This is a genomic window from Massilia atriviolacea, assembly GCF_003953935.1.
Taxonomy (GTDB): Bacteria; Pseudomonadota; Gammaproteobacteria; order Burkholderiales; family Burkholderiaceae_D; genus Telluria_A; species Telluria_A atriviolacea.
Genome location: NZ_RXLQ01000027.1, coordinates 37,725 through 62,935, shown reverse-complemented (window position 1 = coordinate 62,935; position 25,211 = coordinate 37,725). Strand labels below are relative to the sequence as shown.

Here is a 25,211-nt window from a genome sequence, read left to right as displayed (position 1 = left end):
CTATCGTGGTGTCCGAAATTACTTGACCACAGCAAACTACGGTAGTATGGCCAGAAAGTACCACAACATTCCCCGTCGGACCCAACTGAACTTTTCACAGGCAATCTGCGCGTTTCGGTGAATTTGCGCGGTCCAATCGGTGAGCAGATCGTCCAACGACGCTGACTTGAAATTTGCGATGTAGTCGACATCAGCGCATCGACCAATTCGACCAAAAAACAGATAGGATGTCGACGGCTATAGTGATCCACATTTTGAGAGAGCGTCTACGGGATAGTTTAAGCTGTCGTCCTCGAAAGGATGACAGCAAATGGGTGAAGCAAGAAAGTGCAAGGTGCACACGGCCGAATTCAAAGCGAAGGTAGGCCTGGAGGCTGTTCGCGACGTGAAGACGATTACGGAAATCGCGCATACGTACGGGGTGCACCCACAGCTGGTCGGCCAGTGGACGAAGGAAATTCTCGAATCTGCGGGCGCGCTGTTCGAGACTAAACGGCGCCCGACGCGAGTCGAAGACAAGAGCGGCGAGGATCGCCTGTTTAGCGAGATCGGCCGGCTAAAGATGGAGGATGACTGGCTCAAAAAAAGTTGGGGGAGTGAGCGCCTTGATGCGCGGATGGGCTGGGTCGATGATGCCGACGAGTTGCCCCTGAGCAGGCAATGCGAACTGGCGGAAGTGCCGCGCGCGACAGTGTATGGGCGACTGACTGCCACAGTCCCGGAGGATGCGGACACCGAAGACTTGCTGTTGTGCCGACTGATCGATGAGGAATACACGAGCCGACCGTTCTACGGCAGCCGACGCATGGTGGTGTTCCTGCGCGCAGCCGGCCACGTGGTCAAGCGGATATGTCGCCAGTGCAAACGAACGTGTCGTCCAGCGGCGGTGAGTAACCTCGTACTGCAAGTGCAACTTGGATGCTCGCGGTCAACGTATCGGCGGGCCGGGACCACGTCTGCTGATCCAAGACGCATGTGCCGTCGCCAACGCTAGCTGCAGGCCGGCCGCCGTCGCGAAGCGTCAGCACTTACCGTTCATGCCCCTAGCGCAAACTCATCTGTCCTTGGCGACAAGCTCTTCTTCCGCCCGAAAATGAGCTGCGCCAGCGCAAACTTATGTGTCGTTCAGCGCAATCTTATCTGTCGCTAGCGCAAACTCATCTGTCGCTAGCGCAAACTCATCTGTCGCCCGACGACCGCCAAACTTGACGTGGTGAAACCATCGGTCTATATTAATGACTCGCAAGTAAGTTACGGAAAAGACCCCATGCAATGTCCTCTCGAGATGAAGCCGCGCTGGGAGCGCCGTAAGGACGCGCGTCCCCAGGAGTTGCTCGCCGCCGCCCTCGACCTGTTCGTCGAGCGCGGCTTTGCGTCCACGCGCCTGGAAGACGTGGCCAAGCGCGCCGGCGTGTCCAAGGGCACCCTGTATCTGTACTTCACCAACAAGGAAGAACTGTTCAAGGCCGTGGTGCGCGACACCATCGTGCCCGCCCTGGGTGCGGCCGAAGACATGATCGCCAGCTTCGAGGGCAGCAGCGCCGACCTGCTGCGCGCCGTCATGCAGGCCTGGTGGGCCAACGCCGGCGCCACCAAGTCCTCGGGCATGATCAAGCTGGTCATGGCCGAAGCCGGCAACTTCCCCGATATCGCCGTCTTCTACCGCGAAGAAGTCATCCTGCGCGGCACCAGCATGATCAGCGGCCTGCTCGAACGCGCCGTCGAACGGGGCGAATTCCGCCCGCTCGACGTGTTTCTCACCACCCAGACCCTGATCGCTCCCGTGCTCATGCTGATGCTGTGGAAGCACTCGGTCGGCCCCTGCGAAATGTCCGAACTGGACCCGGTGGCCTTCATCGATTCCTTCCTCACCATGACGCTCAGCGGCCTGCTGCCGCGCGCGCCGTGACCGTCGCGGCGCCAGGGCGCCGATTTCCGACGTTCATTCCCTCTAAACTGCAGACTGTCGCAATTTATCGCGATACGGGGCCCCGGATCGTTAAGATGTGTGTTCCGAGGCCGTTCAACGATAAAATATCGGATTATTATTTTTCCTCACCGAGCACAAGATGAATATCGAACAAGCCCGTTTTAACATGATTGAACAGCAAATCCGCCCCTGGAACGTGCTGGACCAGGACGTGCTCGATCTGCTGGTGGTGGTCAAGCGCGAGGATTTCGTGCCCGCCGCCTACAAGACGCTGGCCTTTGTCGATACCGAAATCCCCCTGCCGGGCGCCGAGGCGATGTTCACGCCGAAGATCGAAGCGCGCATCTTGCAAGAGGTAGCGGTCAAGAAGCACGAAAATGTGCTCGAAATCGGCGCCGGTTCGGGCTACATGGCAGCCCTCCTGGCGCACAAGGCGCGCCACGTCACCACCGTCGAGATCAACCCGGAACTGAAAGACCTGGCCGCCAGCAACCTGGCCAACGCCGGCGTGAGCAACGTCACCGTCGAACTGGGCAATGGCGCCGAAGGCTGGGACAAGGGCGCGCCGTTCGACGTCATCGTCATCTCGGGCGCGCTGGAAAGCTTGCCGGAAGCCTTCCTCAAGCAGGTCAAGGTCGGCGGGCGCATCGCCGCCATCGTCGGCCAGGCCCCGGTCATGTCGGCCCAGGTGATCACGCGCGTGTCCGAGAGCGCGTACGACACCGTCAAGGTCTTCGAAACCAACGTCAAGATGCTGTCGACGTCGGTCAAGCCTTCGCATTTCACGTTTTAAGGCGGGCCCGGCATGCAACAGATGACCGCCCCCGAGTTGGCCGCCTGGCTGGCCGACCCCGCGCGCGCGCGCCCGCTGTTGCTGGACGTGCGCGAAAACTGGGAGTTCGAGACCTGCAAGATCGAGGGATCGACCCAGATCGTCATGCACACGATTCCGGCGCGCATCGAGGAACTCGACGAGGACGCCGAGATCGTCTGCATCTGCCACCACGGCGCGCGCAGCATGCAGGTGGCGGCCTTTTTGGAGCGTAACGGCTTTACCAGGGTGACCAACCTGAGCGGCGGGATCCATGCCTGGGCGCTGCAGGTCGACCCCGGCATGCCGAAGTACTGATCCGGTCGACCGTGCGCAGCGGCGCGCGCCACGACCGGGCTGCAAGTTTTTTTAACTTTTTTTGATGACTCCAATGGAGAATGCAATGCAGAAACCCCTCATGGCCGTGCTGATCGCCAGCGCATTTTTTTCCTTGAATGCACAGGCGGCCGACCTGATCCAGGTCTACCAGCAGGCGCTGGCCAACGACGCCGCGTTTGCCAGCGCGCGCGCGGCCCTGGCCGCCGGCATGGAACGGGTTCCGCAAGGCCGCTCGCAGCTTCTCCCAACAGTCGGCCTGAACGGCAGCATCGTCAAGAACGACGGCGAATCGACGCCGTGGAATGTCGGCCAGACCGTGACCCGCCCGGACGGCACCCGGGCCCTGGTCACCAGCGGCGGCGCCAACGAACGCACCACCACCCACACGCTGTCGCTGAACCAGCCGCTGTTTCGCTGGGCTAACTGGCAGAACTACGAACAGAGCAAGCTGCAGCAAGCCCAGGCCGAAGCCCAGTTCGCCCAGGCCCAGCAAGACCTGATCACGCGCGTGTCGCAAGCCTATTTCGACGTGCTGGCCGCGCAGGATACGCTGGAACTGAGCCGGGCCCAGAAAACCGCCACGACCGAGCAGCTCGCTTCGGCCAAGCGCAACTTCGAAGTCGGCACCCAGACCATCACCGATACCCACGAAGCCCAGGCCGCCTACGACCTGGTGGTGGCGCAGGAGTTTGCCGCCATCAACGACCTGGAAAACAAGCGCAGCGCGCTGCAGGCGATCATCGGCACGGCGCCGGCCAGCCTGGCCACCCTGAAGCCGGGCGTGCTGCTGGCCTCGCCGGAGCCGGCCCTGGTCGATCCCTGGGTCGCCTCGGCCGAAAGCCAGAACTATGGCGTCGTCGGCGCCCAGCTGGGCTACGAACTGTCCAAGCGCGAAATCCAGAAAAGCCGCGCCGGCCATTATCCGACCCTGGACCTGACGGCCAACATCAGCCGCCAGAACATGTCCGGCCAGACGGCGCAGTCGGGCAAGTCGGACAGCAAGGCGATCGGGATCGCCTACAACGTGCCGATCTTCAGCGGCTTTGCCGTCACCAGCCGCGTGCGCGAAACCATCGCGCTCGAAGACAAGGCCCGCAACGACCTCGAAGCGACCCGCCGCAACGCCGCCAACGTGGCGCGCCAGGCCTTTTTGGGCGTGAACAGCGGACTGGCGCAGGTGCGCGCCTTGCAGGCGGCGGAAGTGTCGGGCAATTCGGCGCTCGAATCGAACAAGCTCGGCTACCAGGTCGGCGTGCGCATCAATATCGACGTGCTCAATGCCCAGCGCCAGCTGTATTCGACCCGGCGCGACCTGTCGCGTGCGCGTTACGACACCATCCTCAACGGCCTGCGCCTGAAATCGGCCGCCGGTTCGCTGCGCGAAGCGGACCTGGTGCCGGTCAACGATTTGCTGGTCAAGTAAGCGTCGCTGCCAACGAAAAACGCCTCCTGCGAGGCGTTTTTTTTCGTTAACACGGGTGTCTTTGCGGCGCGTCTACTCGTTCAAGCCATTCGCGCGCACGCCGTCCTTGCGTTCGATCAGTTCGATCTTGTAGCCGTCCGGATCGGTCACGAAGGCGATGATGGTGCTGCCGCCCTTGACCGGGCCCGGCTCGCGCGTGACGTTGCCGCCGTTGGCGCGCGCCGCGTCGCAGGCCGACACGATGTCGTCGGCGGAAATGGCGATGTGGCCATAGGCATTGCCCAGCTCGTACTTGTCCACGCCCCAGTTGTAGGTCAGCTCCAGTTCCGCATGCTCCGGATTGCTGCCGTAGCCCACAAACGCCAGGGTGTATTTGTACTCCGCATTTTCGCTGGTGCGCAGCAGGGTCATGCCCAGCACCCTGGTGTAAAAATCGATCGAGCGCTGCAGGTCGCCGACCCGTAACATCGTGTGCAAAATACGCATCGTAGTTCCTTGTTCGTCAAATCAAGCCACGATTTTAAGCGCTCCACCGATTCTCTGCCGGCCGCGTCCGCACGCGGCCGGCCCCGCCCGCTTACGAACCGAAGTGGTAGTTCAGCTCCAGCCAGATCTGGCGTCCGACCGGGCTGTAGTTGCCGACCGGGTAGTTCGGCCAGCCGCCGGTGGTGTCGCGCTTGATGCGGTTGTTGACGTTGTTGATCGCCACCGAGACCGTCGCCCGCGGCGTCACCTTGTACACGCTCGACAGGTTGACCAGGGTGGTCGGCGACAGGAAGGCGGTCTGGGCGGAATTCGGCACCTTGCCGTAGCGCTGGGCGAACACGGTGTTCGACCAGTTGCCGATGTTCCAGTTCAGGCTGGCATTGAGCTTGTCGCGCCAGTCCTGGTTGCTCAACTCGTCGAGCTCGTCAACCAGGGCGTCGCCGTCGAACTGGCGCGAGTTCTTGCTCAGGGACTTGGTGTAATTGCCCTTGAGCGTGAATTTGCCCCAGCTTTGGGTGCGCAGGGCGTAGCGCGCGCTCAGGTCGATGCCGTCGGCATCCTGGTAGGCGGCGTTGATCGGATTGACCCGGATTTCGCGGATTTCGCCCGGCTTGTTGAGCGCCGTCAGCGGGTTGCGCGTGATGCGGGCGATGGTGTCCGCGCAGGTCGGCGAGCTCAGGTCGCCCTTGATGCGGCAGGCCGCTTCGTCGCGCAGCAGGGTGTCGGCGCTGAGGTTGGTGACCAGGTCGTCGATCTTGATGTTCCAGTAGTCGACCGTCACGTCGAAGTCCGCGCTCGGCGACCAGACCGCGCCCAGGCCGTAGGATTTGCCTTTTTCCGAGCGCAAGTCCTTGCTGCCGGTCTGGACGTAATCGCTGCCCGGCGAGATGTTGGCGAAGTCGCAGGTATCGATGCTTTGCCCCGCCTGGGCGCAGCGGTAGTGATCGGTGGTCGACGAGTAGTAACCGGTGCCGCGCGCCTTGAAGATGTAGTTCATGTCGGGGGCGCGGAAGCTGGTGGCATAGTTGCCGCGTACCAGCAGCGGCTTGGCCGGACGCCATTCCGCGCCGGCGTTGTAGGTCAGCTTGCCTTCGTTGCGGCCGGCGTAGTTATAGCGGTCGTAGCGGCCGGCCAGGGTCGAATTCAGGTCCTTGAGCAGCGGCACGCTCGCTTCCACGCCCAGCGCGTAGCGTCGGCGCGAGCCTTCGGTGACATCGCTCTTGGCCAGGGTGTTGAACACGCCCTGGTTGATGCGCGGGTCGGGCTTGTTGGCGAAGCGCTGGTGGCCGGCTTCGGCGATCGTGGCCAGCTTGACCGGACCGGCCGGCAGCTCGAACAGCTCGCCGTTGGCGACCAGGCTCAGGGTCTGGTTGCGCGAGGTGTCGTCGCTGTCGGCCTGGCCGGTGATGCTGTTGAATTCCTCGGGCGTGAGGCGGCGCGTCAGGCGCGCCTGGTCGGGAGCGTAGATGGCGATGCCTTCCTTGTCGACGCCCAGTTTCGGCCCCAGGAAGAAGCTGTCGATATTGGCCAGCGCGCGCTGCACATGCCCTTCGCTCTTGTAGAACGAGGCGCTGTAGCCGGCCTCGTAGCGCCAGCCGGTGCCGGCAATATCGCCCTTGGCGCCCAGGCTGAGCGAGGTCGCCTGGTCGTCCCAGACGCGGTTGTAGCGGCCCACGCCGCCCATTTCCTCGGGCGAGATGTACTTGGTCCAGGCTTCGTACACGCCGCTGTTCTTGTTGAGGAAATAGCTGTTGTCGGCCGAGGACGAGGTCCACGAGGGGCCGCGCGTGTTGTTGGCGGTCTTGTTCTGGCCCAGCAGGAATTCGGCGAACAGCTCGGTCGTTCCCGACAGCGCATAGTTGGCGCTGCCGAACAGATTGGTGCTGCGGTTCTTGGTCTGGGTGGTCCAGTAGGTCGGGCTGACCTGGTTGCTGGCGCAGTAAGTGCCTTTTTTGACGCTGTGCTTGAACTGGCTGCCGCCGAACAGGTCGCCGAGCGCGCCGCAGGCATCGCCCAGGTCGTAGAAGTTGCCGTTGTTGACGTTCTTGCGCGACAGGGTGTTGGTCGGCGTGCCGTCGCGCACGGCCATGAAGTCGCGCTGCTTGCTCCACAGCGGATCGCGGTCCAGCACTTCCAGGCTGAACACGGTGTTGAGCTGGTCGAAGCTGTGCCCGCCGCTCACTTGCAGGCGCTTGTCGCCGCCGCCGCCGCGCGAGGTGGTGCCGGCCTTCAGGTTGACGTCGACGCCGTCGGCTTTTTTCTTGAGGATGATGTTGACCACGCCGGCGATCGCGTCCGAACCGTACACGGCGGAGGCGCCGCCGCTGAGGATTTCCACGCGTTCGACGATGCTCGACGGAATATTGGCCAGGTTGGTGAAGTTGACCGCGCCTTCGTACGCGGTCGGGAAGTCGGCCAGGCGGCGGCCGTTGAGCAGGATCAAGGTGTGGTTCGGGCCCAGGCCGCGCAGGCTGATGGTGTTGGCCGACGGCGTATGCGTGTTGCCGAAATCGGCGCCGGTGGTAAAGCCGCTGTTCTGCGCCTGGTTGTTGAGGGCGTCGAACAGGTTCTTGTAGCCCTGCTTGGTGATTTCTTCGCCGGTAATGACGACCACGGCCGACGGGCCTTCGAGGCTGGCGCGCGGAATGCGCGAACCGGTCACCACCACCGAAGTGGGGGTGGAGGCGCCGGCGCTGGCGGTTTGCGCCTGCGCCTGCTGCGCTGCGCCGCACAGCAAGCTGATCGCCGCTGCCGCCAGCGGTGTCAATTTCAAATTTGTGATGTTCATTGAGGTGCTTTTTAGTAGTCAAAAATTAATAATACCAATCAGAAACCATCCGGAGAACGATTCTTTTTGCGCTTATATATATGAAAATGCACTAGCTTGGTGCAAAAATGCAGGGGGGATAACACAGCGGGGGAGCGGGGGCGGCAGAACGCGCAAAGGCGACACCGTCATTCCCGCCGGAAGCATCCTGGCGCGGGAATGACGGGAACAACATTACTCTTCCAGGCGTGCGTCCAGCGTAATCGCCGCGTTCAGCAGCTTCGATACCGGGCAATTATTTTTCGCGCGCAGGACTGCCGCTTCGAAAGCTTCCTGGTTGGCGCCGGGAATGGTCGCCACCAGATTCAGATGCACGGCCGAAATCGTGAATCCGTCGTCGACCTTGTCCAGCGTCACGGTGGCCGTGGTTGCCAGTTTCTGCGCCGTCATCCCGGCTTCGCCCAACTGGCCCGACAGCGCCATGGTGAAGCAGCCTGCGTGCGCCGCGCCGATCAGCTCTTCCGGATTGGTGCCCGGACCATTCTCGAAACGGGTGTTGAAGCCGTACTGCGTATTGTCGAGCGCACCGCTCTGGGTCGAGATGCTGCCTTTGCCATCCTTGATGCCGCCACTCCAGACAGCGCTTCCTGAACGTTTGATCATGGTGTTTCTCCTTAGAACTTCCAATAATGCGATAAAGCCATCATGCGCCGCGAACTGCGGTCCATCTGTTCGCTAGCGCACCATGGGGATGGGGAATGCTGCGCTGCAGCTATTTACCGGTCGGCGTGATGCGCCAGACCGTATTGCCGACATCGTCCGCCACCAGGATGCCGCCGCCCTGGTCCACCGCCACGCCCACCGGGCGCCCGAAGGCGCGGCCGTCGGCGCTCAGGAAGCCGGTCAGCACGTCTTGCGGCGGCCCGTTCGGCTTGCCGTCGGTGAAGGGCACATAGATCACCTTGTAGCCCGAAAACGGCTTGCGGTTCCAGGAGCCATGCTGGCCGATCAGCGCGCCGTTCTTAAACGCCGGCATCAGGTCGGCGTTGTAGAACGCCAGCCCCAGCGAGGCCGTGTGCGCGCCGAGCGCGTAATCGGGCGAGAGCGCTTTTGCCACCATGTCGGGGCGGGCCGGTTCGACCCGCGCATCGACATGCTGGCCGAAGTAACTGTACGGCCAGCCGTAGAAGCCGCCGTCTTTCACCGAGGTCATGTAGTCGGGCACGAGGTCGTTGCCGAGCTCGTCGCGTTCGTTGACGCTGGTCCACAGCGCCCCGCTGTGCGGCTGGAAACCCATGCCGACCGGATTGCGCAAGCCGCTCGCGAACACGCGCGATTTGCCGTCGGCCGGGTTGAATTCCCAGATCGCGGCGCGGCCTTCTTCCTTGTCGAGCCCGTTTTCGCCGACATTGCTGTTCGAGCCGACCGAGACATACAGGCGCGTGCCGTCGGGACTGGCGACGACGTTCTTGGTCCAGTGATGGTTGATCCCGGCCGGCAAGTCCATCACCTTCACGCCCTTGGCGCCGATGCTGGTCTGCCCTTCCTGGTAGGGGAAGCGCAGCAGCGCGTCGGCGTTGGCGACATACAGGTCGTTGCCCACCAGTGCCATGCCGAAGGGCGAGAACAGGCCGTCGAGGAAGACCGAGCGGCTGGCCGCCTCGCCGTTGGGGCCGGCGCCGCGCAGCAGGGTGATGCGGTTGGCGGACGGGACCGCCGCCCCGGCCTTTTTCATCTCGTGCTTCATGACCATGCCGCGCAGGCTGAAGCCTTCGTCGGGCTTGGGCGGTTTGTTGGTTTCGGCCACCAGCACGTCGCCGTTGGGCAGCACGTACAGCCAGCGCGGATGATCGAGTCCGCTGGCGTAGGCCGCCACCGCCAGGCCCTGCGCCACCACCGGCTTGGCGCCCCTGGGCCAGGGCGAGGCGGGGGCGATGTGCATGGTCGGCAGCATCGAGCGCGACGGCGCCGGCAGCGCCGGATTCGGGCCGAAGCCGGGCGGCATGGCCTGGGCTTGCAAGCCCGGCGCGGCGCCGGCCACGCTCAACGCGAGGATCAGGCGCGCACGTTTCATGCCCCGTCCTTGCCCTCGTCCTTGGTCTGGTCTGCCGGTTCGTGATGGCGCATGCCGCTGCCGGCGTCGGCCTTGGGCCGGGCCTGGCCGGAACCGCTGGTGGGCGCCACTTCCTCGACGCCGCGCAGGCCGTGCATGTCGGTATCGACCAGGCCCTGGGCCAGGTCGTCGGCGGCCTGCTTCATGACGCCGCGCGGTTCCTTGTGGTGGCCGTCGGGCGATTCGTCGCGCTCGTGGGGCAGGCGCTTGACGTCGTCGTCGTGGACCTTGGCGTCGGTGTTGATTTTGCGGTCGTGCGTTTCGGTAACCATGGTACTGCTCCCTGTGGATGGACTCATTGTGCAAATGGTATCGCTTAGAAGGGAAGATGGCCGTTCAATTGGACTTGGCCTTTTCCTGCAAACCTCCAAGCGTATCCCCGCAACCTTCGACCGTCTCCCAGTAAGCTTCGGCCGTCTCCCAGTAAGCTTCGGCCGTCTCCGGACAACCTTCCACCGTTTCCCCAGTAACCTTTGGCCGTCTCCGGGTAACCTTCCACCGTCTCCCAGTAACCTTTGGCCGTCTCCGGGCAACCTTCCACCGTCTCCCAGTAAGCTTCGGCCGTCTCCCCCGCGCTCCTCTACCGTCGCCCCCGCGCAGGCGGGGGCCCAAGGTACCTATGCTCCGAGGTGCTATGGACCCCCGCCTGCGCGGGGAATGCGCCTGTCTGCACGGGGCGGAAGGTGGAATGCGCTTGCCCGCGCGCCCACTCGCACTTATACTGCGCCACTGTGGATGCATACAGTAGTGCCGCCGATGGCCGCCGTATGGCATCAGCAGGCATTATGGGGTAATCTCCTGCGTGTCGCCCCTCAACCGCCGAGAAGTCTATGCCCGCTACGCCAACATCGCAACAAACCATCGCGCTCGTCGTGCGGCATAACACGGTCGGCATCGGCGAGCCGGTCGGGCGCCTGCTCGCCTTCCTGCAAGGCGCCGGCTACCGCGTCGTGTTCGAGAGCGAAACCGCGGCCCACCTCGGCCTGCCCGGGATCGAGGCGATGAGCGTGAGCGGCATCGGTGCGGCGGCCTGCGCCGTGATCGTCATGGGCGGCGACGGCACCATGCTCGGCATCGCGCGCCAGCTGGCGCCCTTCGACGTGCCGCTGATCGGCATCAACCAGGGGCGCCTGGGCTTCATGACCGACATCCCCATCGACCGCATGATCCCGGTCATCGGCGACATTCTCGGCGGCAAGGCGCGCGCCGAAAAACGCACCCTGCTCGAAGGCCGGGTCATGCGCGACGGCGCCATGATCGCCTGCGGTCTGGCGGTCAACGACGTGGTGGTGGCGCGCGGCGCCGGCGCCGGCATGGTCGAGCTGAAGGTCGCTGTCGACGGCAATTTCATGTACAACCAGCGCTCCGACGGCCTGATCATCTCCACCCCGACCGGCTCGACCGCGTACGCGCTGTCGGCCGGCGGCCCGCTGCTGCACCCGAGCCTGGGCGGCATCGTGCTGGTGCCGATCGCCCCGCATGCGCTGTCGAACCGGCCGATCGTGGTGCCCGACAGCAGCGAAATCGTGGTCGAAATCGTCGGCGGGCGCGATACCAGCGTCAACTTCGACATGCAGACCTTCGCCAGCCTCGCGCACCGCGACCAGATCGTCATCTCGCGCTCGCCCAACCACATCACCTTCCTGCATCCGGAAGGCTGGAGCTATTACGACACCCTGCGCGAAAAATTGCACTGGAACGAATATCCGTCGGGCGAGGGCAAGCTGCGCTGAGAGCGCTGTCCCGCACGCCATTCCCCATTCGAATACTGGACTGACACACCTTCATGCTGCGTACCCTGACCATCCGTGATTTCGTCATTGTCGATACCATCGAACTTGAATTTTCCAGCGGCTTTTCCGTGTTCACCGGCGAAACCGGGGCCGGCAAGTCGATCCTGATCGATGCGCTGCAGCTGGCGCTGGGCGGGCGCGGCGACGCCAGCGTGGTGCGCGAGGGCGCGCCCAAGGCCGATATCACGGCCGATTTTTCGGTCAGCGCCGCCGCAAAGGCTTGGCTGGAACAGAACGAATTCGCCGTCGAGGAGGGCGGGGCGCTGCTGCGCCGCGTGATCGACAACGCCGGCCGCTCCAAGGCCTTCATCAACGGCATCGCCGCCACCGCCGCCCAGCTGCGCGACCTGGGCGACATGCTGGTCGATATCCACGGCCAGCATGCGCACCAGTCGCTGCTCAAAACCGAGGCCCAGCGCGCGCTGCTCGATAACCAGGCCGCCTTCAAGGATGCCGGGGCAGGCGCCGACGCCCAGACCGTGGCCGCCACCCACAAGGCCTGGCGCGCCCTGGCGCGCCAGCGCGAGGAATTCGAAACCAATGCCAAGAACGTGCTGATCGAGCGCGAACGCCTGGAGTGGCAGGTGGCCGAACTGCAAAAGCTGGCCGTGAAGCCGGGCGAGTGGAGCGAGATCACCAACGAACACAGCCGCCTGTCGCACGCCGCCAGCCTGCTCGAAGGGGCGCAGGAAGCGCTGGCCGCGATTTCCGAGTCGGACCATCCGATCCTGTCGCAACTGTCGTCGCTCAACCAGAAGCTGGGCAAGCTGGTGGCGGTCGATGCGCAGATGCAGACCGTGCTCGACTGCATGGAACCGGCCCGCATCCAGTTGCAGGAAGCGGTGTATGCGCTGAATAACTACCTGGACAAGGTCGACCTCGATCCCGAGCGCCTGCGCACGGTCGATGCGCGCATGGAAGCGATCCACATGACGGCGCGCAAGTTCCGCGTGACGCCCGATGAATTGCCGGAGGAATTTGCCAGCCTGTCGGAGCGCCTCAAGCAACTGGCCGACGCCAGCGACCTGGACGGGCTGCGCCAGCAGGAAGAAAAGATCAGGGAAAGCTATATGACGGCGGCGGCGCGCCTGTCGGCCACGCGCGCCACGGCGGCGCGGCTGCTGGGCACGCAGGTGACGGCGGCCATGCAGGAGCTGAGCATGACCGGGGGCAGTTTCGTGGTCGGGCTCAATCCGTGCGAGCCGACCGCCAGCGGGGTGGAGCAGGTGGAGTTCCTGGTGGCCGGTCACGCCGGAGTGGCGCCGCGTCCGCTGGCCAAGGTGGCGTCGGGCGGCGAACTGGCGCGCATCGCGCTGGCCATTTCGGTGATTACCTCGAATGCGACGACCACGCCGACCCTGATTTTCGACGAGGTCGACAGCGGCATCGGCGGGGCGGTGGCGGAAGTGGTGGGCCGGCTGCTCAAGCGTTTGGGGCAGGAACGCCAGGTACTGTGCGTGACGCACTTGCCGCAGGTGGCCAGCCAGGCCAACCAGCATTTCCAGGTGGCCAAGGGGACCACGGGGGAGGGCAAGACGGTGTCGCACATCGACGTGCTGGACAACAAGGCGCGCGTGGAGGAAGTGGCGCGCATGCTCGGCGGGGTGGAGATTACGGCGACCACGCGCAAGCACGCACGGGAATTGCTGGCGTTGTAAGCTGCCGTCGTCCCCGCCTTCGCGGAGACGACGCAATCGATGGCGCTGGTGCTACCGGGTCATCCCTCCCGAAAACCGGTTCATCCCACGTAAATAGTGCTGGGATTTAACACAGAACCCTATAATATCGGCTCTCCCGCTCACGATCGCCGAACCCATGTCTTTCCGCAAAGAACCTCCCTTCACCCACGGCACCCCGGCGCGCAATGCCGTGGTGCTGGTCAACCTGGGCACCCCCGATGCCCCGACCACTCCGGCCGTGCGGCGCTACCTGAAGGAATTCCTGTCCGATCCGCGCGTGGTGGAAATTCCGCGCGCCCTCTGGTGGATGATCCTGCACCTGATTATCCTGCCGTTCCGCTCCAGCCAGTCGGCCGCCAAGTACGCGTCGATCTGGACCAAGGAAGGCTCCCCGCTCAAGGTCCACACCCAGAAGCAGGCGCTCCTGCTGCGCGGCCTGCTGGGCGAGCGCGGACACGATGCGGTCAAGGTGGTGATGGCCATGCGCTACGGCTCGCCTTCCCTGCCGGAAGTGCTGGACCAGCTCAAGGCGGAGAACTGCGAGCGCATCGCCATCCTGCCGGCCTACCCGCAATATTCGGGAACCACCACCGGCTCCATCAGCGACGCCGTGTTCGCCCACTACGCCGGGGTGCGCAACGTGCCGGAACTGCGCATGATCAAGCACTACCACGACCAGGACGGCTACATCGACGCCCTGCGCGACAGCGTGCTGGCGCACTGGAAAGTCAACGGCCGAGGCGACAAGCTGGTGATGAGTTTTCACGGCGTGCCGAAGCGCACCCTGATGCTGGGCGACCCCTACCACTGCGAATGCCATAAGACGGCGCGCCTGCTGGCGACCGCACTGGGCCTATCGAGCGAGCAATACCTGGTGACCTTCCAGTCGCGCTTCGGCAAGGCCGAATGGCTGCAGCCGTACACGGCGCCGACCCTGGTACAGATGGCGAAAGACGGCCTCAAGCGTGTCGACCTGATCTGCCCCGGTTTCACGAGCGACTGCCTGGAAACGCTGGAAGAGATCGCCATGGAAGCGAAGCACGACTTCGAGGCCGCCGGCGGACGCGAATTCCATTACATCCCGTGCCTGAACGAATCGCCTGCCTGGATCGCCGGCTTGGCCGACATCACCGAGCAGCACCTGCTGGGCTGGAACACCAGAGCCACGCCCGCCCAGCGCGAAGCGGAAAAACAGGACCTGGAAGCAGGCCGCCGCAACGCCCAGCAACTGGGCGCAAGCTGACCGGACGGCGGCCTACCGCCGTGCCTACCGCGGTGCCTACCGCCGTGCCTCCACCCGTGCGGATTGACAGGCGCGCTTTGCCGCCTGTTAAAATAGCGTTCCGTGCACACTCAGACCGGCATAGCAGATCATGGCCAGCGCTAGCACGGTGTAAGCAACAACGCTGGCGGCAATCAACGGCAACTTCATGTCGAACTCCCTGAAACAGCTGTGGCGCGGGCGATGCACGCGCTCGCGAGCTGGATATCTTCATGGTAGTCCGGGCCGTCCTGAAAAGAATCCCCTCATTGGTAATATTTGTAACAGTGCACTAAAAAGCAACGCTGCAGGATTCCCCTTGAAAATGTAGGTTATAGCCCCATTTGGGTGTCTATGTGGCTAGCAAGACAGGTCAAACAATTAGTTAAGTCATTGATTCCAGGAGCTTTTCCGATGCAAGAGCAAGAAAATCCAGAAGTGTCGCCACCGTCCGACGAATCCGTCCAGGCTGCGGCCCCTGCCAATGGCGAGCCGAGCCTCGAAGAGCAGCTCAGCGCCACCGAAGCCAAGCTGGCCGAAATGCACGACGCCTTCATGCGCGCCAAGGCCGAAGGCGAAAACATCCGCCGCCGCGCCCAGGAAGACGTCAGCAAGGCGCACAAATTCGCCATCGAAAGTTTCGCCGAAGCCATGGTGCCGGTACGCGACAGTCTCGAAATGGCGCTCAAGGTCGAGTCCCCATCGCTCGACTCGCTGAAAGAAGGCGTCGAAATGACCCTCAAGCAGCTCACCTCGGCATTCGAGAAGAACAAGCTGGTCGAAGTGCTGCCGGCCCAGGGCGACAAGCTCGATCCGATGAAGCACCAGGCCGTCGCCGTGGTTCCTGCCGAGCAGGAAGCGAACACCGTGGTCAGCGTGCTGCAAAAAGGCTATATGATCGCCGACCGCCTGCTGCGTCCCGCCATCGTTACCGCAGCACAAGCAAAATAAATACGGTGTGCTCTCTTGCAAGGTCTTGAAAGCACGCAGTTTTTCCACATATTCAAGTCATCTGAAACTAAGTAATTAAAAGGAAAAAAATCATGGGCAGAATTATCGGTATTGACCTTGGCACGACGAACTCCTGCGTGGCCATCATGGAAAACGGTCAGCCAAAGGTAATCGAGAACGCAGAAGGCGCGCGTACGACGCCTTCCATTATTGCTTACCAAGAAGATGGCGAAATCCTCGTCGGCGCACCGGCCAAGCGCCAGGCCGTCACCAACCCGAAGAACACCCTGTTCGCGGTAAAGCGCCTGATCGGCCGTAAGTTCGACGAAAAAGAAGTGCAGAAAGATATCGGCCTGATGCCGTATTCGATCATCAAGGCCGACAACGGCGATGCCTGGATCGGCGTGCGCGACAAGAAACTGGCGGCCCAGCAAATCTCGGCCGAAGTCCTGCGCAAGATGAAGAAAACCGCCGAAGACTACCTCGGCGAAGAAGTGACCGAAGCGGTCATCACCGTGCCTGCCTACTTCAACGATTCGCAGCGCCAGGCTACCAAGGACGCCGGCCGTATCGCCGGCCTGGACGTCAAGCGCATCATCAACGAGCCGACCGCGGCCGCGCTGGCGTTCGGCCTGGACAAGACCGACAAGGGCGACCGCAAGATCGCCGTGTATGACCTGGGCGGCGGCACCTTCGACGTCTCGATCATCGAAATCGCCGACGTCGATGGCGAAAAGCAGTTCGAAGTGCTCTCGACCAACGGCGACACCTTCCTCGGCGGCGAAGACTTCGACCAGCGCGTCATCGATTACATCATCGACGAGTTCAAGAAGATCAACGGCCTGGACCTGAAAAAAGATCCGATCGCCCTGCAGCGCATCAAGGCGTCGGCCGAGCGCGCGAAGATCGAACTGTCGTCGTCGGCGCAAACCGAAATCAACGAGCCGTACATCGCCATGGCGAACGGCGCGCCGGTCCACCTGAACCTCAAAATGACCCGCGCCAAGCTCGAGTCGCTGGTCGAGGAACTGATCGCGGCCACCATCGAGCCGTGCAAGATGGCGATCAAGGATGCCGGCGTTAAAGTCTCCGACATCGACGACATCATCCTGGTCGGCGGCATGACCCGCATGCCGAAGGTGCAGGAAAAGGTCAAGGAATTCTTCGGCAAGGATCCGCGCAAGGACGTCAATCCGGATGAAGCCGTCGCTGTCGGCGCCGCCATCCAGGGCGCCGTGCTGTCGGGCGAGCGCAAGGACCTGCTGCTGCTGGACGTGACCCCGCTGTCGCTGGGTATCGAAACCATGGGCGGCGTGATGACCAAGATGATCCACAAGAACACCACGATCCCGACCAAGTTCAGCCAGGTGTTTTCGACCGCCGAAGACAACCAGCCTGCGGTGACGATCAAGGTATTCCAGGGCGAGCGTGAAATCGCGGCCGGCAACAAGGGCCTGGGCGAATTCAACCTCGAAGGCATCCCGCCTGCATCGCGCGGCACGCCGCAGATCGAAGTGACCTTCGACATCGACGCCAACGGCATCCTGCACGTCGGCGCCAAGGACAAGGCCACCGGCAAAGAGAACAAGATCACGATCAAGGCCAACTCCGGCCTGACCGAAGCCGAAATCCAGAAGATGGTGAAAGACGCCGAAGTCAACGCCGAAGAAGACAAGAAGGTCAAGGAACTGGCCGAATCGCGCAACCAGGCCGATAACCTGGTGCACTCGACCCGCAAGTCGCTGACCGAATACGGCGACAAGCTGGAAGCGGGCGAGAAGGAAGCCATCGAAGCGGCCATCACCGACGTCGAAGGCGCGATCAAGTCCGGCGACAAGGCCGAGATCGATGCCAAGATCGAGAAACTGTCTGCCGCGTCGCAGAAGCTGGGCGAGAAGATGTACGCCGACCAGCAGGCGCAGCAAGCTGCCGGTGGCGCCGATGCAAGCGCCGGCCAGCAGGCGGGTGCGGCCGAAGGCAAGCCGGCCCAGGACGACGTCATCGACGCCGACTTCAAGGAAGTCAAGGACGCCAAGTAATTCATGCCGGAGCAGGGGCGCGTTGCAGCGGTAGGCGGCGCGCCCGGATCGAGCAAAGGCCACGACAAGCCGAGCCCTCCAGCGGCTCGGTTTTTTGCATAAACAGTAGCGTAGTAGCTAGACAGCAAGGTGCCGACAAATGGCAAAGCGTGATTTTTACCAGATCCTCGGGGTCGCCAAGAATGCTTCTGAAGAAGAGATCAAGAAGTCGTATCGCAAGCTTGCGATGAAATACCATCCGGACCGCAATCCGGACAGTAAGGAATCGGAAGAGAAGTTCAAGGAAGTCAAGGAAGCGTACGAAATGCTGACCAATCCGGAAAAGCGCGAGGCGTACGACCGCTACGGTCACGCCGGCGTCGATCCGAACATGGGCGGCGGCGGTGGCGGCGGGTTTGGCGGCGCCGGCGGCTTCCCGGACAGCTTCGGCGATATCTTCGGCGATATTTTCGGCGGCGGCGGCCGCAGTCGCAGTTCCGGTCCACAAGTGTACCGTGGCGCCGACATGGGCATGAGCCTCGATATCACGCTGGAGCAGGCGGCGCACGGCCACAGCCAGGAACTGCGCATCCCGACCTGGGACAAGTGCGAAACCTGCCACGGCAGCGGCGCCAAGCCGGGCACGTCGCCGGTCACCTGTACCCAGTGCGGCGGACACGGCCAGACGCGCGTGCAGCAAGGCTTCTTCAGCATCCAGCAGACCTGCTCGCGCTGCCACGGCAGCGGCAAGATCATCGCCGATCCGTGCGCGCCATGCGGCGGCGAGGGCATGATCAAGCGCCACAAGGTCCAGGAAGTCAATATTCCGGCCGGTATCGAAAGCGGCATGAGCATCCGCTACAAGGGGCTCGGCCAGCCGGGCACCAACGGCGGGCCGCCGGGCGACCTGTTGATCGAAGTGCGGGTCAAGCCGCACGCCGTGTTCAACCGCGAAGGCGACGACCTGCATTGCGAAATGCCGATTTCCTTCGTCAAGGCGACCCTGGGCGGCGACATCGAAGTGCCGACCCTGTCCGGCAAGGTCTCGTTCACGATTCCTGAAGGCACGCAATCGGGCCGGACCTTCCGCCTGAAGGCGAAGGGCATCAAAGGCCGCCGTTCCGGTTACCCGGGCGACCTGTTCTGCCACGTGGCGGTCGAAACGCCGGTCAAGCTGACCGACAAGCAAAAAGACCTGCTGCGCGAATTCGAGCGCCTGACGGTCGAAGGCGGCGGCAAGCATAGTCCGCAAAGCAAAGGCTGGATGGACAAGGTGAAAGATTTTTTCGAATAAGGCGGGCCTAGCCACGCATATTCACTTAACCGCTGAAACTGGCTCTCGGGCCTGTCAGCGGTTTTTTTTCGAACGGACAGGACAGACATGACGCAAGCACAATACGATATCGACGCGCTCTTCAAACGCAACCGCGACTGGGCCGCGGCGATGGTGGCCAGGGATGAAAATTTCTTCAAGGCCCTGACCGCCCAGCAGTCGCCCGAGTATCTGTGGATCGGCTGTTCCGACAGCCGCGTGCCGGCCAACGAGTTGCTGGGACTGGCGCCGGGCGAATTGTTCGTCCACCGCAATATCGCCAATGTGGTCGTGCATTCCGACCTGAACTGCCTGACCGTGCTGCAATTCGCGATCGACGTGCTCAAGGTCAAGCACGTGATCGTCTGCGGCCACTACGGCTGCTCGGGCGTGCACGCGGCCATGATCAACAAGCGCGTCGGCCTGGCCGACAACTGGCTGCGCCATGTGCAGGATGTGCAGCAAAAGCACGAGAAATACCTGGGCGATGTGTTGCCCTCGCGTGCGCGCGCGGACCGCTTGTGCGAGCTGAACGTGACGGAGCAGGTGGTCAACACGGCGCAGACCACGGTGGTGCAGGACGCCTGGGAACGCGGCCAGCCGCTGACCGTGCATGGCTGGGTGTACGGCCTGCACGACGGCTTGCTGCGCGACCTGGGGATGAGCGTGAGCGGCGCCGATGAACTGGCGCCGAAACTGGCGGCGCGCCTGCTGGAGTACCAGGAAGCGTAAGGGCGCTCGCCCGCGCGGGGCGACCTTGTTCAGCTTTGCCGCTTAATTGCTTTCTTTAATCACACGCCCGTTCAGGTGCTGCACCGGACGGGCGTTGTGCTTGTACAGCTTGTGGAACTGGGCCAGCTGCGCTTTCGACATTTCTACCGGCGTCTTCAGGACGAACCAGTTGGCTTCCTCGCTGCACGGCGGCGTGGTCAGCGAGCCCGGGAAGTTATAGTAACCCTGGGTTGGCGGCAAGATGCCCATCATGTCGATCGTCACGCCCTCGACCGCCTGCTCGACTTCGGCTTCCTTCGGCAGGTTGTTGAAAATAGCCGCCAGCGCCGGGTTTTCCTTGCCCAGCTTGAACAGCACCGCAACCACGGCCAGCTTGTTGTCCGCGTTCTTGTGGACCAGGTGCAATCCCAGGGGATACTGCTTGCCGTTGATGCGCTCTTCGCTCGGCGTATGGAAATGGAACTGCAGCAATTCATGGCGCACGCCGCTGATCGACATCCCGCTGCCCGGCGCATAATTGACCTGCACCGTGTGGCCGTTATCGATGATTTTCAGCGGCGATATCTGGTATTCGAACAGGATCGGGTCGAGCGTGGATTTGCTGGTCGCGTTGGTGCGGATATCGATCGGCGACTGCGCATGGCCGGTCTTGCAGATGACATAATCGGACTTGATGCCGCCCCAGCGTGTCGGCCCGGTCTTGCCGGAATACGTCCACTCGTGCTTGGCGTGGGCGCCGTGCGCCGCGCGAGGTGCAGGCTGGGCGGGCTGGGCAGGCTGTGCTGCCGGGGCGGGCTGGGCGTCCTGGGCCTGCGCCGACAGCGGCAGGATGGCGGCCAGCGCCAGCGAAACGACGGTCATACGTGAAAACATGTGATTTCCTTTTGATCGAATGGGCTACCGTATGGAGTGGCGTCGCGGCGGGGGCATGGCCGCATGACTGCACAGGGGCGCGTCGTGGCGCTCGCTCTGTCCGGCAATAGTATCTTGTCCTATCGCAAGTAAATACAACAAAACGCGCACTTGCTGCAAAGACGCAACACATATGGTGGCGCGGGCCGCCTGGCAACAGTGTGGAAAATACGAATGGAGTAATAATTTGAATCAAGAAAATAACCGGCTGGAAAGCATCCGCGCACTCGCCCGCAGCTTCGTCGAGGAGCGCGACTGGGGCCAGTTCCACACGCCCAAAAACCTGTCGTCGGCGCTGTCGGTGGAAGCGGCCGAGCTGCTCGAGCATTTCCAGTGGATCAAGACCGGCGTGCGGGAAGAACTGGGCGAGGACAAGCTGGTCCAGGTGCGCCACGAAATGGCCGACGTGCTGGTCTACCTGGTGCTGCTGGCGGACCGGCTCGATGTCGACCTGGGCGCGGCGGTGGAAGAAAAGATGGCGCTCAACCGGGCCAAGTACCCGGCAGACAAGGTGCGCGGCGATGCGCGCAAATACCACGAATACCCGCCGGACTGAGCCGGCGGGTTCGGCGCAGGCCGCTTACAGCCCGCCCATGCAGATGTACTTGACGACCAGATAGTCGTCGATGCCGTAGCGCGAGCCTTCGCGCCCCAGCCCGGACTGCTTGACGCCGCCGAACGGCGCCACTTCGGTCGAGATCAGGCCGGTGTTGACGCCGACCATGCCGGTCTCCAGCGCATCGGCCACGCGCCACACGCGCCCGATGTCGCGCGAGTAGAAATACGCCGCCAGCCCGAATTCGGTATCGTTGGCCATGGCGATGACATCGTCCTCGGTATCGAAGCGGAACAGGGGCGCGAGCGGGCCGAAGGTTTCCTCGGTGGCCACCTGCATCTGCGAGCTCACGTCGGCCAGCACGGTCGGCTCGAAAAAGCTGTGCCCCAGCGCATGGCGCTTGCCGCCGGCCAGCAGGCGCGCGCCTTTCGACAGCGCATCGGCGATATGCTCCTCGACCTTGGCCACGGCCTTTTCTTCGATCAGCGGACCTTGCGTCACGCCCACGTCCTGGCCGTTGCCGACTTTCAGCCTGGCGACCGCCGCCACCAGCTTCTCGGCGAAGCGTTCGTACACCCCATCCTGCACGTACAGGCGGTTGGCGCATACGCAGGTCTGGCCGGCATTGCGGTACTTGGAGGCAATCGCCCCTTCGACCGCCGCATCGAGGTCGGCGTCGTCGAACACGATGAAGGGCGCGTTGCCGCCCAGCTCCAGCGACAGCTTCTTGATGGTCGGCGCGCATTGCTCCATCAGCACGCGCCCGACCTGGGTCGAGCCGGTGAAGGTCAGCTTGCGCACCAGCGGATTGCCGGTCATTTCGGCGCCGATGGCTTTCGAGTCGCCGGTGATGACGCTGAACACGCCTTTCGGGATGCCGGCGCGCTCGGCCAGTTCGGCCAGCGCCAGGGCCGAGAACGGGGTCAGCTCGGCCGGCTTGACCACCATCGGACAGCCGGCCGCCAGCGCCGGGCCGGCCTTGCGCGTGATCATCGCCGCCGGAAAATTCCACGGCGTAATCGCCGCGCACACGCCGATCGGCTCCTTGGTCACCACCAGGCGGCGGTCGGCCCAGGGCGACTGCAAGGTATCGCCCTCGACCCGCTTGCCCTCCTCGGCGAACCATTCGATGAAGGAGGCGGCGTAGGCGATCTCGCCCTTCGATTCGGTGAGCGGCTTGCCCTGTTCGGCGGTCATGATCAGGGCCAGGTCGTCGGCATTCTCGATCATCAGGTCGTTCCATTTGCGCAAGATGACGCTGCGTTCGCGCGCGCCTTTCTTGCGCCAGGCCGGCCAGGCCGCATTGGCGGCGGCGATGGCGCGCGCGGCCTCGTCCTTGCCCATGCGCGGCACCGTGCCGAGCGCCTCGCCGGTGGCCGGGTTGGTCACCGTGATGGTGGCGGCATCGGCCGCATCGCACCATTCGCCATCGATAAAACATTGCTGCCGCAGCAGCGCCGGGTCTTTCAGGTTCAACATGACTGTGCTTTCGTGAGTGGGCTTGGCGCGTGGCCGGGAAATCATCTTAGCGTTTTTTACAAGGAATTGCCCGCCAGCCGCGCGCGCACCGCGCACCGGGGTCAGAGCTTTAATGAGAAATTAGTTGCAATGCGGGAAAATTCCCTTGCTGGCGGTTTGTGTTGGCATGTTTGACAACTTGCCGTTAAGCTGTCCCCAAGGCTTGACGTATTGATATGCCTCAAGCCCAGGTCGTCCATTTGAGATGGATCAAGCAGCACTCGCCATCGGGCCGATAAGCCATTATGATGAACCGAGTGCGTCATTCGTTCCTATACCGACAATCATGCGCCGTCCTATCGTCCTCGTTCCCGCCTGCACGCGTCAGATCGGACCCCATCCGTACCACACCGCGCAGCGCAAGTATGTCGACGCCGTCGTCCTCGGCGCCGACTGCGCCCCCATGATCCTGCCCGCGCTCGGCGCCGCGCTCGACCTCGACGCCTCGCTGTCCGTGTGCGACGGCATCATGCTCACCGGCTCGGCCTCCAACGTGCACCCGAGCTACTACGACCAGGATGTGCACGATCCCAGCCTGCCGCAGGACCGCGCGCGCGACGCCACCACCTTGCCCCTGATCCGCGCCGCCCTCGAGCGCGGCATCCCCCTGATCGCGGTCTGCCGCGGCTTCCAGGAAATGAACGTGGCCCTCGGCGGCAGCCTGTACCAGGCGGTGCAGGAAGTCGAAGGCAAGATGGACCACCGCGAAGATCCCGACGCTTCCATCGACGAGCAGTACGGCCCGGCCCACGACGTGATCGTCACGCCCGGCGGCGCCTTCCAGCGCATGCTCGGCGGCGCCCAGCGCATCGCCGTCAATTCCCTGCACGGGCAGGGCGTGGACCGGCTCGCGCCCGGCATCGCGGTCGAAGCGGTCTCGCGCGACGGCCTGGTGGAAGCGTTTTCGGTGCCGTCCGCGCCCGGCTTTACCCTGGCTGTGCAGTGGCATCCCGAGTGGATGATCCTCGAGAACCCGGCCTCGATGGCCATGTTCGGCGCCTTCGGCATGGCCTGCCGCGCCTACCGGGCGAGGCGCGCATGAATACCCGCAGCGCCAGCCGCTACGAAAAATGGGCCCTTTGCTGCGTACCCTAGCGACGCTTGCCATCCTCGGTTCCAGAGCACGCCCGCGGCATCGGCCCGCGCGCGTATGAACACACTACAGAGAGAACATCATGGCAATTCGCGAAAACTTTACCTACACCGACATGGACCTGTGGCTCAACGAGAAGCGGGTCACCGAAATCGAATGCCTGATCCCCGACCTGACCGGGGTCGCGCGCGGCAAGATCCTGCCGCGCGGTAAATTCACCCAGGAGCGCGGCATGCGCATTCCCGAGGCGGTGCTGGGCATGACCGTGACCGGCAACTACCCGCTCGACGACGAAGCCTACGACCGCGCCATCTCGGCCACCGACCGCGACATGATCCTGAAGGCCGATCCGACCACCATCACCATGGTGCCGTGGGCGGTCGACCCGACCGCGCAGGTGATCCACGACTGCTATTTCGCCGACGGCAAGCTGGTCGACTTCGCGCCGCGCACGGTGCTGCGCCGTGTCCTCAAGCTGTACGCCGACAAGGGCTGGAAGCCGGTAGTCGCGCCCGAGCTGGAGTTTTACCTGACCGCCAAGAACATCGATCCCGACCTGCCCTTGAAACCGCCGATCGGCCGCAGCGGCCGCGCCGAAACCAGCCGCCAGGTCTACAGCATCGACGCCGTCAACGAGTTCGATCCCCTGTTCGAGGACATCTACGACTACTGCGAACTGATGAACCTCGACGTCGACACCCTGATCCACGAGATCGGCGCCGGCCAGATGGAAATCAACTTCCTGCATGGCGACCCGCTCGGCCTGGCCGACAAGGTGTTCTTCTTCAAGCGCACCCTGCGCGAAGCGGCGCTCAAGCACGATATGTACGCCACCTTCATGGCCAAGCCGATGGCGGGCGAACCCGGTTCGGCCATGCACGTGCACCAGAGCGTGGTCGACACCAGGACCGGCCGGAATATCTTCAGCAGCGAGGACGGTTCCGCCTCGCCCCTGTTCAAGCAGTACATCGGCGGCCTGCAGCGCTACATGCCGTCGGCGATGGCGATCGTCGCGCCCTACGTCAATTCCTACCGCCGCATCGTGCGCCACACCGCCGCCCCGATCAACATCCAGTGGGGACTGGACAACCGCACGGTGGGCTTTCGCGTACCCGAATCGGGCGTGCAGGACCGGCGCGTGGAAAACCGCATCATCGGCGCCGACGCCAATCCCTACCTGGCGCTGGCCGTGACCCTGGCCTGCGGCTACCTCGGCATGACCGAGCAGCTCGAACCGACCCCGATGATGAACGGCAGCGCCTACGAAATGCCGTTCGAACTGCCCCAGGGCCTGCCCGAAGCGCTGCACCTGCTGCGCTCCGAAGACAAGCTGCGCTCGGTGCTGGGCGAGCGCTTCATCGATGTCTACGCCGCCATCAAGGACCTGGAACACCAGGAATTCATGACCGTCATCAGTCCGTGGGAACGCGAGCACCTGCTGCTGCACGTCTGAGCACCGGCAACGACAACAACGATAACGACAACGATCAACGAGGTCCATCATGACAGCCAACCCC

At 63.4% G+C, this 25,211-nt stretch carries 22 protein-coding genes and 1 pseudogene; 15 read left to right on the top strand and 8 right to left on the bottom strand.

The annotated features are described in order from the left end of the window. Positions 1 to 36: 36 nt before the first annotated feature. Positions 37 to 222, bottom strand: coding sequence for a Pycsar system effector family protein (locus EJB06_RS33160; protein WP_370660164.1), 186 nt, complete (start codon positions 220 to 222; stop codon positions 37 to 39). A gap of 88 nt (positions 223 to 310) precedes the next feature. On the opposite strand from EJB06_RS33160, the pseudogene EJB06_RS29915 reads away from it, so the two are divergent. The 5 genes and pseudogenes from EJB06_RS29915 to EJB06_RS29895 form a co-directional block, all read left to right on the top strand. Further along, positions 311 to 847, top strand: a pseudogene (locus EJB06_RS29915) (transposase family protein); the annotation flags it as partial. 420 nt (positions 848 to 1,267) lie between these two features. Further along, on the top strand, positions 1,268 to 1,909 hold the full coding sequence (locus EJB06_RS29910; protein WP_126077677.1) for a TetR/AcrR family transcriptional regulator: 642 nt from the start codon (positions 1,268 to 1,270) through the stop codon (positions 1,907 to 1,909). A 160-nt stretch (positions 1,910 to 2,069) separates the two neighbouring features. Next, entirely contained in the window at positions 2,070 to 2,723 is a 654-nt protein-coding gene (locus EJB06_RS29905; RefSeq protein WP_126077676.1) for a protein-L-isoaspartate O-methyltransferase family protein, read from the top strand. 12 nt (positions 2,724 to 2,735) lie between these two features. Then, a complete protein-coding gene (locus tag EJB06_RS29900; protein WP_126077675.1) occupies positions 2,736 to 3,059 on the top strand; it encodes a rhodanese-like domain-containing protein in 324 nt (107 codons plus the stop codon). 85 nt (positions 3,060 to 3,144) lie between these two features. Further along, entirely contained in the window at positions 3,145 to 4,503 is a 1,359-nt protein-coding gene (locus tag EJB06_RS29895; protein ID WP_126077674.1) for a TolC family outer membrane protein, read from the top strand. Positions 4,504 to 4,575: 72 nt separating this feature from the next. Here the strand turns inward: EJB06_RS29895 and gloA are convergent, their stop codons facing one another. The 5 genes from gloA to EJB06_RS29870 all read right to left on the bottom strand — a co-directional run bounded on the left by gloA (position 4,576) and on the right by EJB06_RS29870 (position 10,141). Beyond that, positions 4,576 to 4,989: a lactoylglutathione lyase gene (gloA, locus tag EJB06_RS29890; protein ID WP_126077673.1), complete on the bottom strand. Its 414-nt coding sequence runs from the start codon at positions 4,987 to 4,989 to the stop codon at positions 4,576 to 4,578. A 91-nt stretch (positions 4,990 to 5,080) separates the two neighbouring features. After that, complete coding sequence (locus tag EJB06_RS29885) at positions 5,081 to 7,777, bottom strand: TonB-dependent receptor plug domain-containing protein (protein WP_126077672.1); 2,697 nt, start codon at positions 7,775 to 7,777, stop codon at positions 5,081 to 5,083. 213 nt (positions 7,778 to 7,990) lie between these two features. Beyond that, positions 7,991 to 8,419, bottom strand: coding sequence for an OsmC family protein (locus EJB06_RS29880; RefSeq protein ID WP_126077671.1), 429 nt, complete (start codon positions 8,417 to 8,419; stop codon positions 7,991 to 7,993). Between the two features lie 109 nt (positions 8,420 to 8,528). Then, entirely contained in the window at positions 8,529 to 9,830 is a 1,302-nt protein-coding gene (locus tag EJB06_RS29875) for a PQQ-dependent sugar dehydrogenase (RefSeq protein ID WP_126077670.1), read from the bottom strand. Continuing rightward, complete coding sequence (locus EJB06_RS29870; protein WP_198420952.1) at positions 9,827 to 10,141, bottom strand: hypothetical protein; 315 nt, start codon at positions 10,139 to 10,141, stop codon at positions 9,827 to 9,829. Before EJB06_RS29870 ends, EJB06_RS29875 begins: the two co-directional genes overlap by 4 nt. A 558-nt stretch (positions 10,142 to 10,699) precedes the next feature. Here EJB06_RS29870 and EJB06_RS29865 point away from each other — a divergent pair. From EJB06_RS29865 to can, 7 genes are all read left to right on the top strand, one after another. Further along, positions 10,700 to 11,602, top strand: a complete 903-nt coding sequence (locus EJB06_RS29865; protein WP_126077669.1) for an NAD kinase — start codon at positions 10,700 to 10,702, stop codon at positions 11,600 to 11,602. Between the two features lie 53 nt (positions 11,603 to 11,655). Beyond that, positions 11,656 to 13,320, top strand: coding sequence for a DNA repair protein RecN (gene recN, locus EJB06_RS29860; RefSeq protein WP_126077668.1), 1,665 nt, complete (start codon positions 11,656 to 11,658; stop codon positions 13,318 to 13,320). A gap of 157 nt (positions 13,321 to 13,477) precedes the next feature. Next, on the top strand, positions 13,478 to 14,584 hold the full coding sequence (gene hemH / locus EJB06_RS29855) for a ferrochelatase (protein ID WP_126077667.1): 1,107 nt from the start codon (positions 13,478 to 13,480) through the stop codon (positions 14,582 to 14,584). Between the two features lie 432 nt (positions 14,585 to 15,016). After that, positions 15,017 to 15,553, top strand: coding sequence for a nucleotide exchange factor GrpE (grpE, locus tag EJB06_RS29850; protein ID WP_126077666.1), 537 nt, complete (start codon positions 15,017 to 15,019; stop codon positions 15,551 to 15,553). A gap of 92 nt (positions 15,554 to 15,645) precedes the next feature. Next, entirely contained in the window at positions 15,646 to 17,592 is a 1,947-nt protein-coding gene (gene dnaK, locus EJB06_RS29845) for a molecular chaperone DnaK (protein WP_126077665.1), read from the top strand. Positions 17,593 to 17,731: 139 nt separating this feature from the next. Beyond that, positions 17,732 to 18,865, top strand: a complete 1,134-nt coding sequence (gene dnaJ, locus EJB06_RS29840) for a molecular chaperone DnaJ (protein WP_126077664.1) — start codon at positions 17,732 to 17,734, stop codon at positions 18,863 to 18,865. An 87-nt stretch (positions 18,866 to 18,952) separates the two neighbouring features. Continuing rightward, positions 18,953 to 19,615 carry a carbonate dehydratase gene (can, locus tag EJB06_RS29835; protein WP_126077663.1) on the top strand — a complete coding sequence of 221 codons (663 nt, stop codon included), beginning with the start codon at positions 18,953 to 18,955 and terminating at the stop codon, positions 19,613 to 19,615. A gap of 42 nt (positions 19,616 to 19,657) precedes the next feature. Here the strand turns inward: can and EJB06_RS29830 are convergent, their stop codons facing one another. Then, the gene (locus tag EJB06_RS29830) at positions 19,658 to 20,488 is read right to left on the bottom strand and encodes a carbonic anhydrase (protein ID WP_126077662.1); all 831 of its coding nucleotides are present in this window, start codon (positions 20,486 to 20,488) and stop codon (positions 19,658 to 19,660) included. Between the two features lie 226 nt (positions 20,489 to 20,714). On the opposite strand from EJB06_RS29830, the gene EJB06_RS29825 reads away from it, so the two are divergent. Further along, on the top strand, positions 20,715 to 21,083 hold the full coding sequence (locus EJB06_RS29825) for a nucleotide pyrophosphohydrolase (protein WP_229427350.1): 369 nt from the start codon (positions 20,715 to 20,717) through the stop codon (positions 21,081 to 21,083). A gap of 24 nt (positions 21,084 to 21,107) precedes the next feature. On the opposite strand, the gene gabD is transcribed toward EJB06_RS29825, so the two are convergent. After that, on the bottom strand, positions 21,108 to 22,562 hold the full coding sequence (gene gabD / locus EJB06_RS29820; protein ID WP_126077660.1) for an NADP-dependent succinate-semialdehyde dehydrogenase: 1,455 nt from the start codon (positions 22,560 to 22,562) through the stop codon (positions 21,108 to 21,110). A 325-nt stretch (positions 22,563 to 22,887) separates the two neighbouring features. Between gabD and EJB06_RS29815 the strand changes: the two genes are divergently transcribed. Further along, positions 22,888 to 23,643: a gamma-glutamyl-gamma-aminobutyrate hydrolase family protein gene (locus EJB06_RS29815; protein WP_126077659.1), complete on the top strand. Its 756-nt coding sequence runs from the start codon at positions 22,888 to 22,890 to the stop codon at positions 23,641 to 23,643. Between the two features lie 133 nt (positions 23,644 to 23,776). After that, positions 23,777 to 25,147 (top strand): glutamine synthetase family protein, encoded by a 1,371-nt coding sequence (locus tag EJB06_RS29810; protein WP_126077658.1) that lies wholly within the window; start codon positions 23,777 to 23,779, stop codon positions 25,145 to 25,147. Positions 25,148 to 25,211 lie beyond the last annotated feature (64 nt).

Excerpts from the sequence above, each read along its gene's own strand:
- EJB06_RS29910 (WP_126077677.1), top strand. The coding sequence starts at position 1,268 with ATGCAATGTCCTCTCGAGATGAAGCCGCGCTGGGAGCGCCGTAAGGAC.
- EJB06_RS29905 (WP_126077676.1), top strand. The coding sequence starts at position 2,070 with ATGAATATCGAACAAGCCCGTTTTAACATGATTGAACAGCAAATCCGC.
- EJB06_RS29900 (WP_126077675.1), top strand. The coding sequence starts at position 2,736 with ATGCAACAGATGACCGCCCCCGAGTTGGCCGCCTGGCTGGCCGACCCC.
- EJB06_RS29895 (WP_126077674.1), top strand. The coding sequence starts at position 3,145 with ATGCAGAAACCCCTCATGGCCGTGCTGATCGCCAGCGCATTTTTTTCC.
- gloA (WP_126077673.1), bottom strand. The coding sequence starts at position 4,989 with ATGCGTATTTTGCACACGATGTTACGGGTCGGCGACCTGCAGCGCTCG.
- EJB06_RS29885 (WP_126077672.1), bottom strand. The coding sequence starts at position 7,777 with ATGAACATCACAAATTTGAAATTGACACCGCTGGCGGCAGCGGCGATC.
- EJB06_RS29880 (WP_126077671.1), bottom strand. The coding sequence starts at position 8,419 with ATGATCAAACGTTCAGGAAGCGCTGTCTGGAGTGGCGGCATCAAGGAT.
- EJB06_RS29875 (WP_126077670.1), bottom strand. The coding sequence starts at position 9,830 with ATGAAACGTGCGCGCCTGATCCTCGCGTTGAGCGTGGCCGGCGCCGCG.
- EJB06_RS29870 (WP_198420952.1), bottom strand. The coding sequence starts at position 10,141 with ATGGTTACCGAAACGCACGACCGCAAAATCAACACCGACGCCAAGGTC.
- EJB06_RS29865 (WP_126077669.1), top strand. The coding sequence starts at position 10,700 with ATGCCCGCTACGCCAACATCGCAACAAACCATCGCGCTCGTCGTGCGG.
- recN (WP_126077668.1), top strand. The coding sequence starts at position 11,656 with ATGCTGCGTACCCTGACCATCCGTGATTTCGTCATTGTCGATACCATC.
- hemH (WP_126077667.1), top strand. The coding sequence starts at position 13,478 with ATGTCTTTCCGCAAAGAACCTCCCTTCACCCACGGCACCCCGGCGCGC.
- grpE (WP_126077666.1), top strand. The coding sequence starts at position 15,017 with ATGCAAGAGCAAGAAAATCCAGAAGTGTCGCCACCGTCCGACGAATCC.
- dnaK (WP_126077665.1), top strand. The coding sequence starts at position 15,646 with ATGGGCAGAATTATCGGTATTGACCTTGGCACGACGAACTCCTGCGTG.
- dnaJ (WP_126077664.1), top strand. The coding sequence starts at position 17,732 with ATGGCAAAGCGTGATTTTTACCAGATCCTCGGGGTCGCCAAGAATGCT.
- can (WP_126077663.1), top strand. The coding sequence starts at position 18,953 with ATGACGCAAGCACAATACGATATCGACGCGCTCTTCAAACGCAACCGC.
- EJB06_RS29830 (WP_126077662.1), bottom strand. The coding sequence starts at position 20,488 with ATGTTTTCACGTATGACCGTCGTTTCGCTGGCGCTGGCCGCCATCCTG.
- gabD (WP_126077660.1), bottom strand. The coding sequence starts at position 22,562 with ATGTTGAACCTGAAAGACCCGGCGCTGCTGCGGCAGCAATGTTTTATC.
- EJB06_RS29815 (WP_126077659.1), top strand. The coding sequence starts at position 22,888 with ATGCGCCGTCCTATCGTCCTCGTTCCCGCCTGCACGCGTCAGATCGGA.
- EJB06_RS29810 (WP_126077658.1), top strand. The coding sequence starts at position 23,777 with ATGGCAATTCGCGAAAACTTTACCTACACCGACATGGACCTGTGGCTC.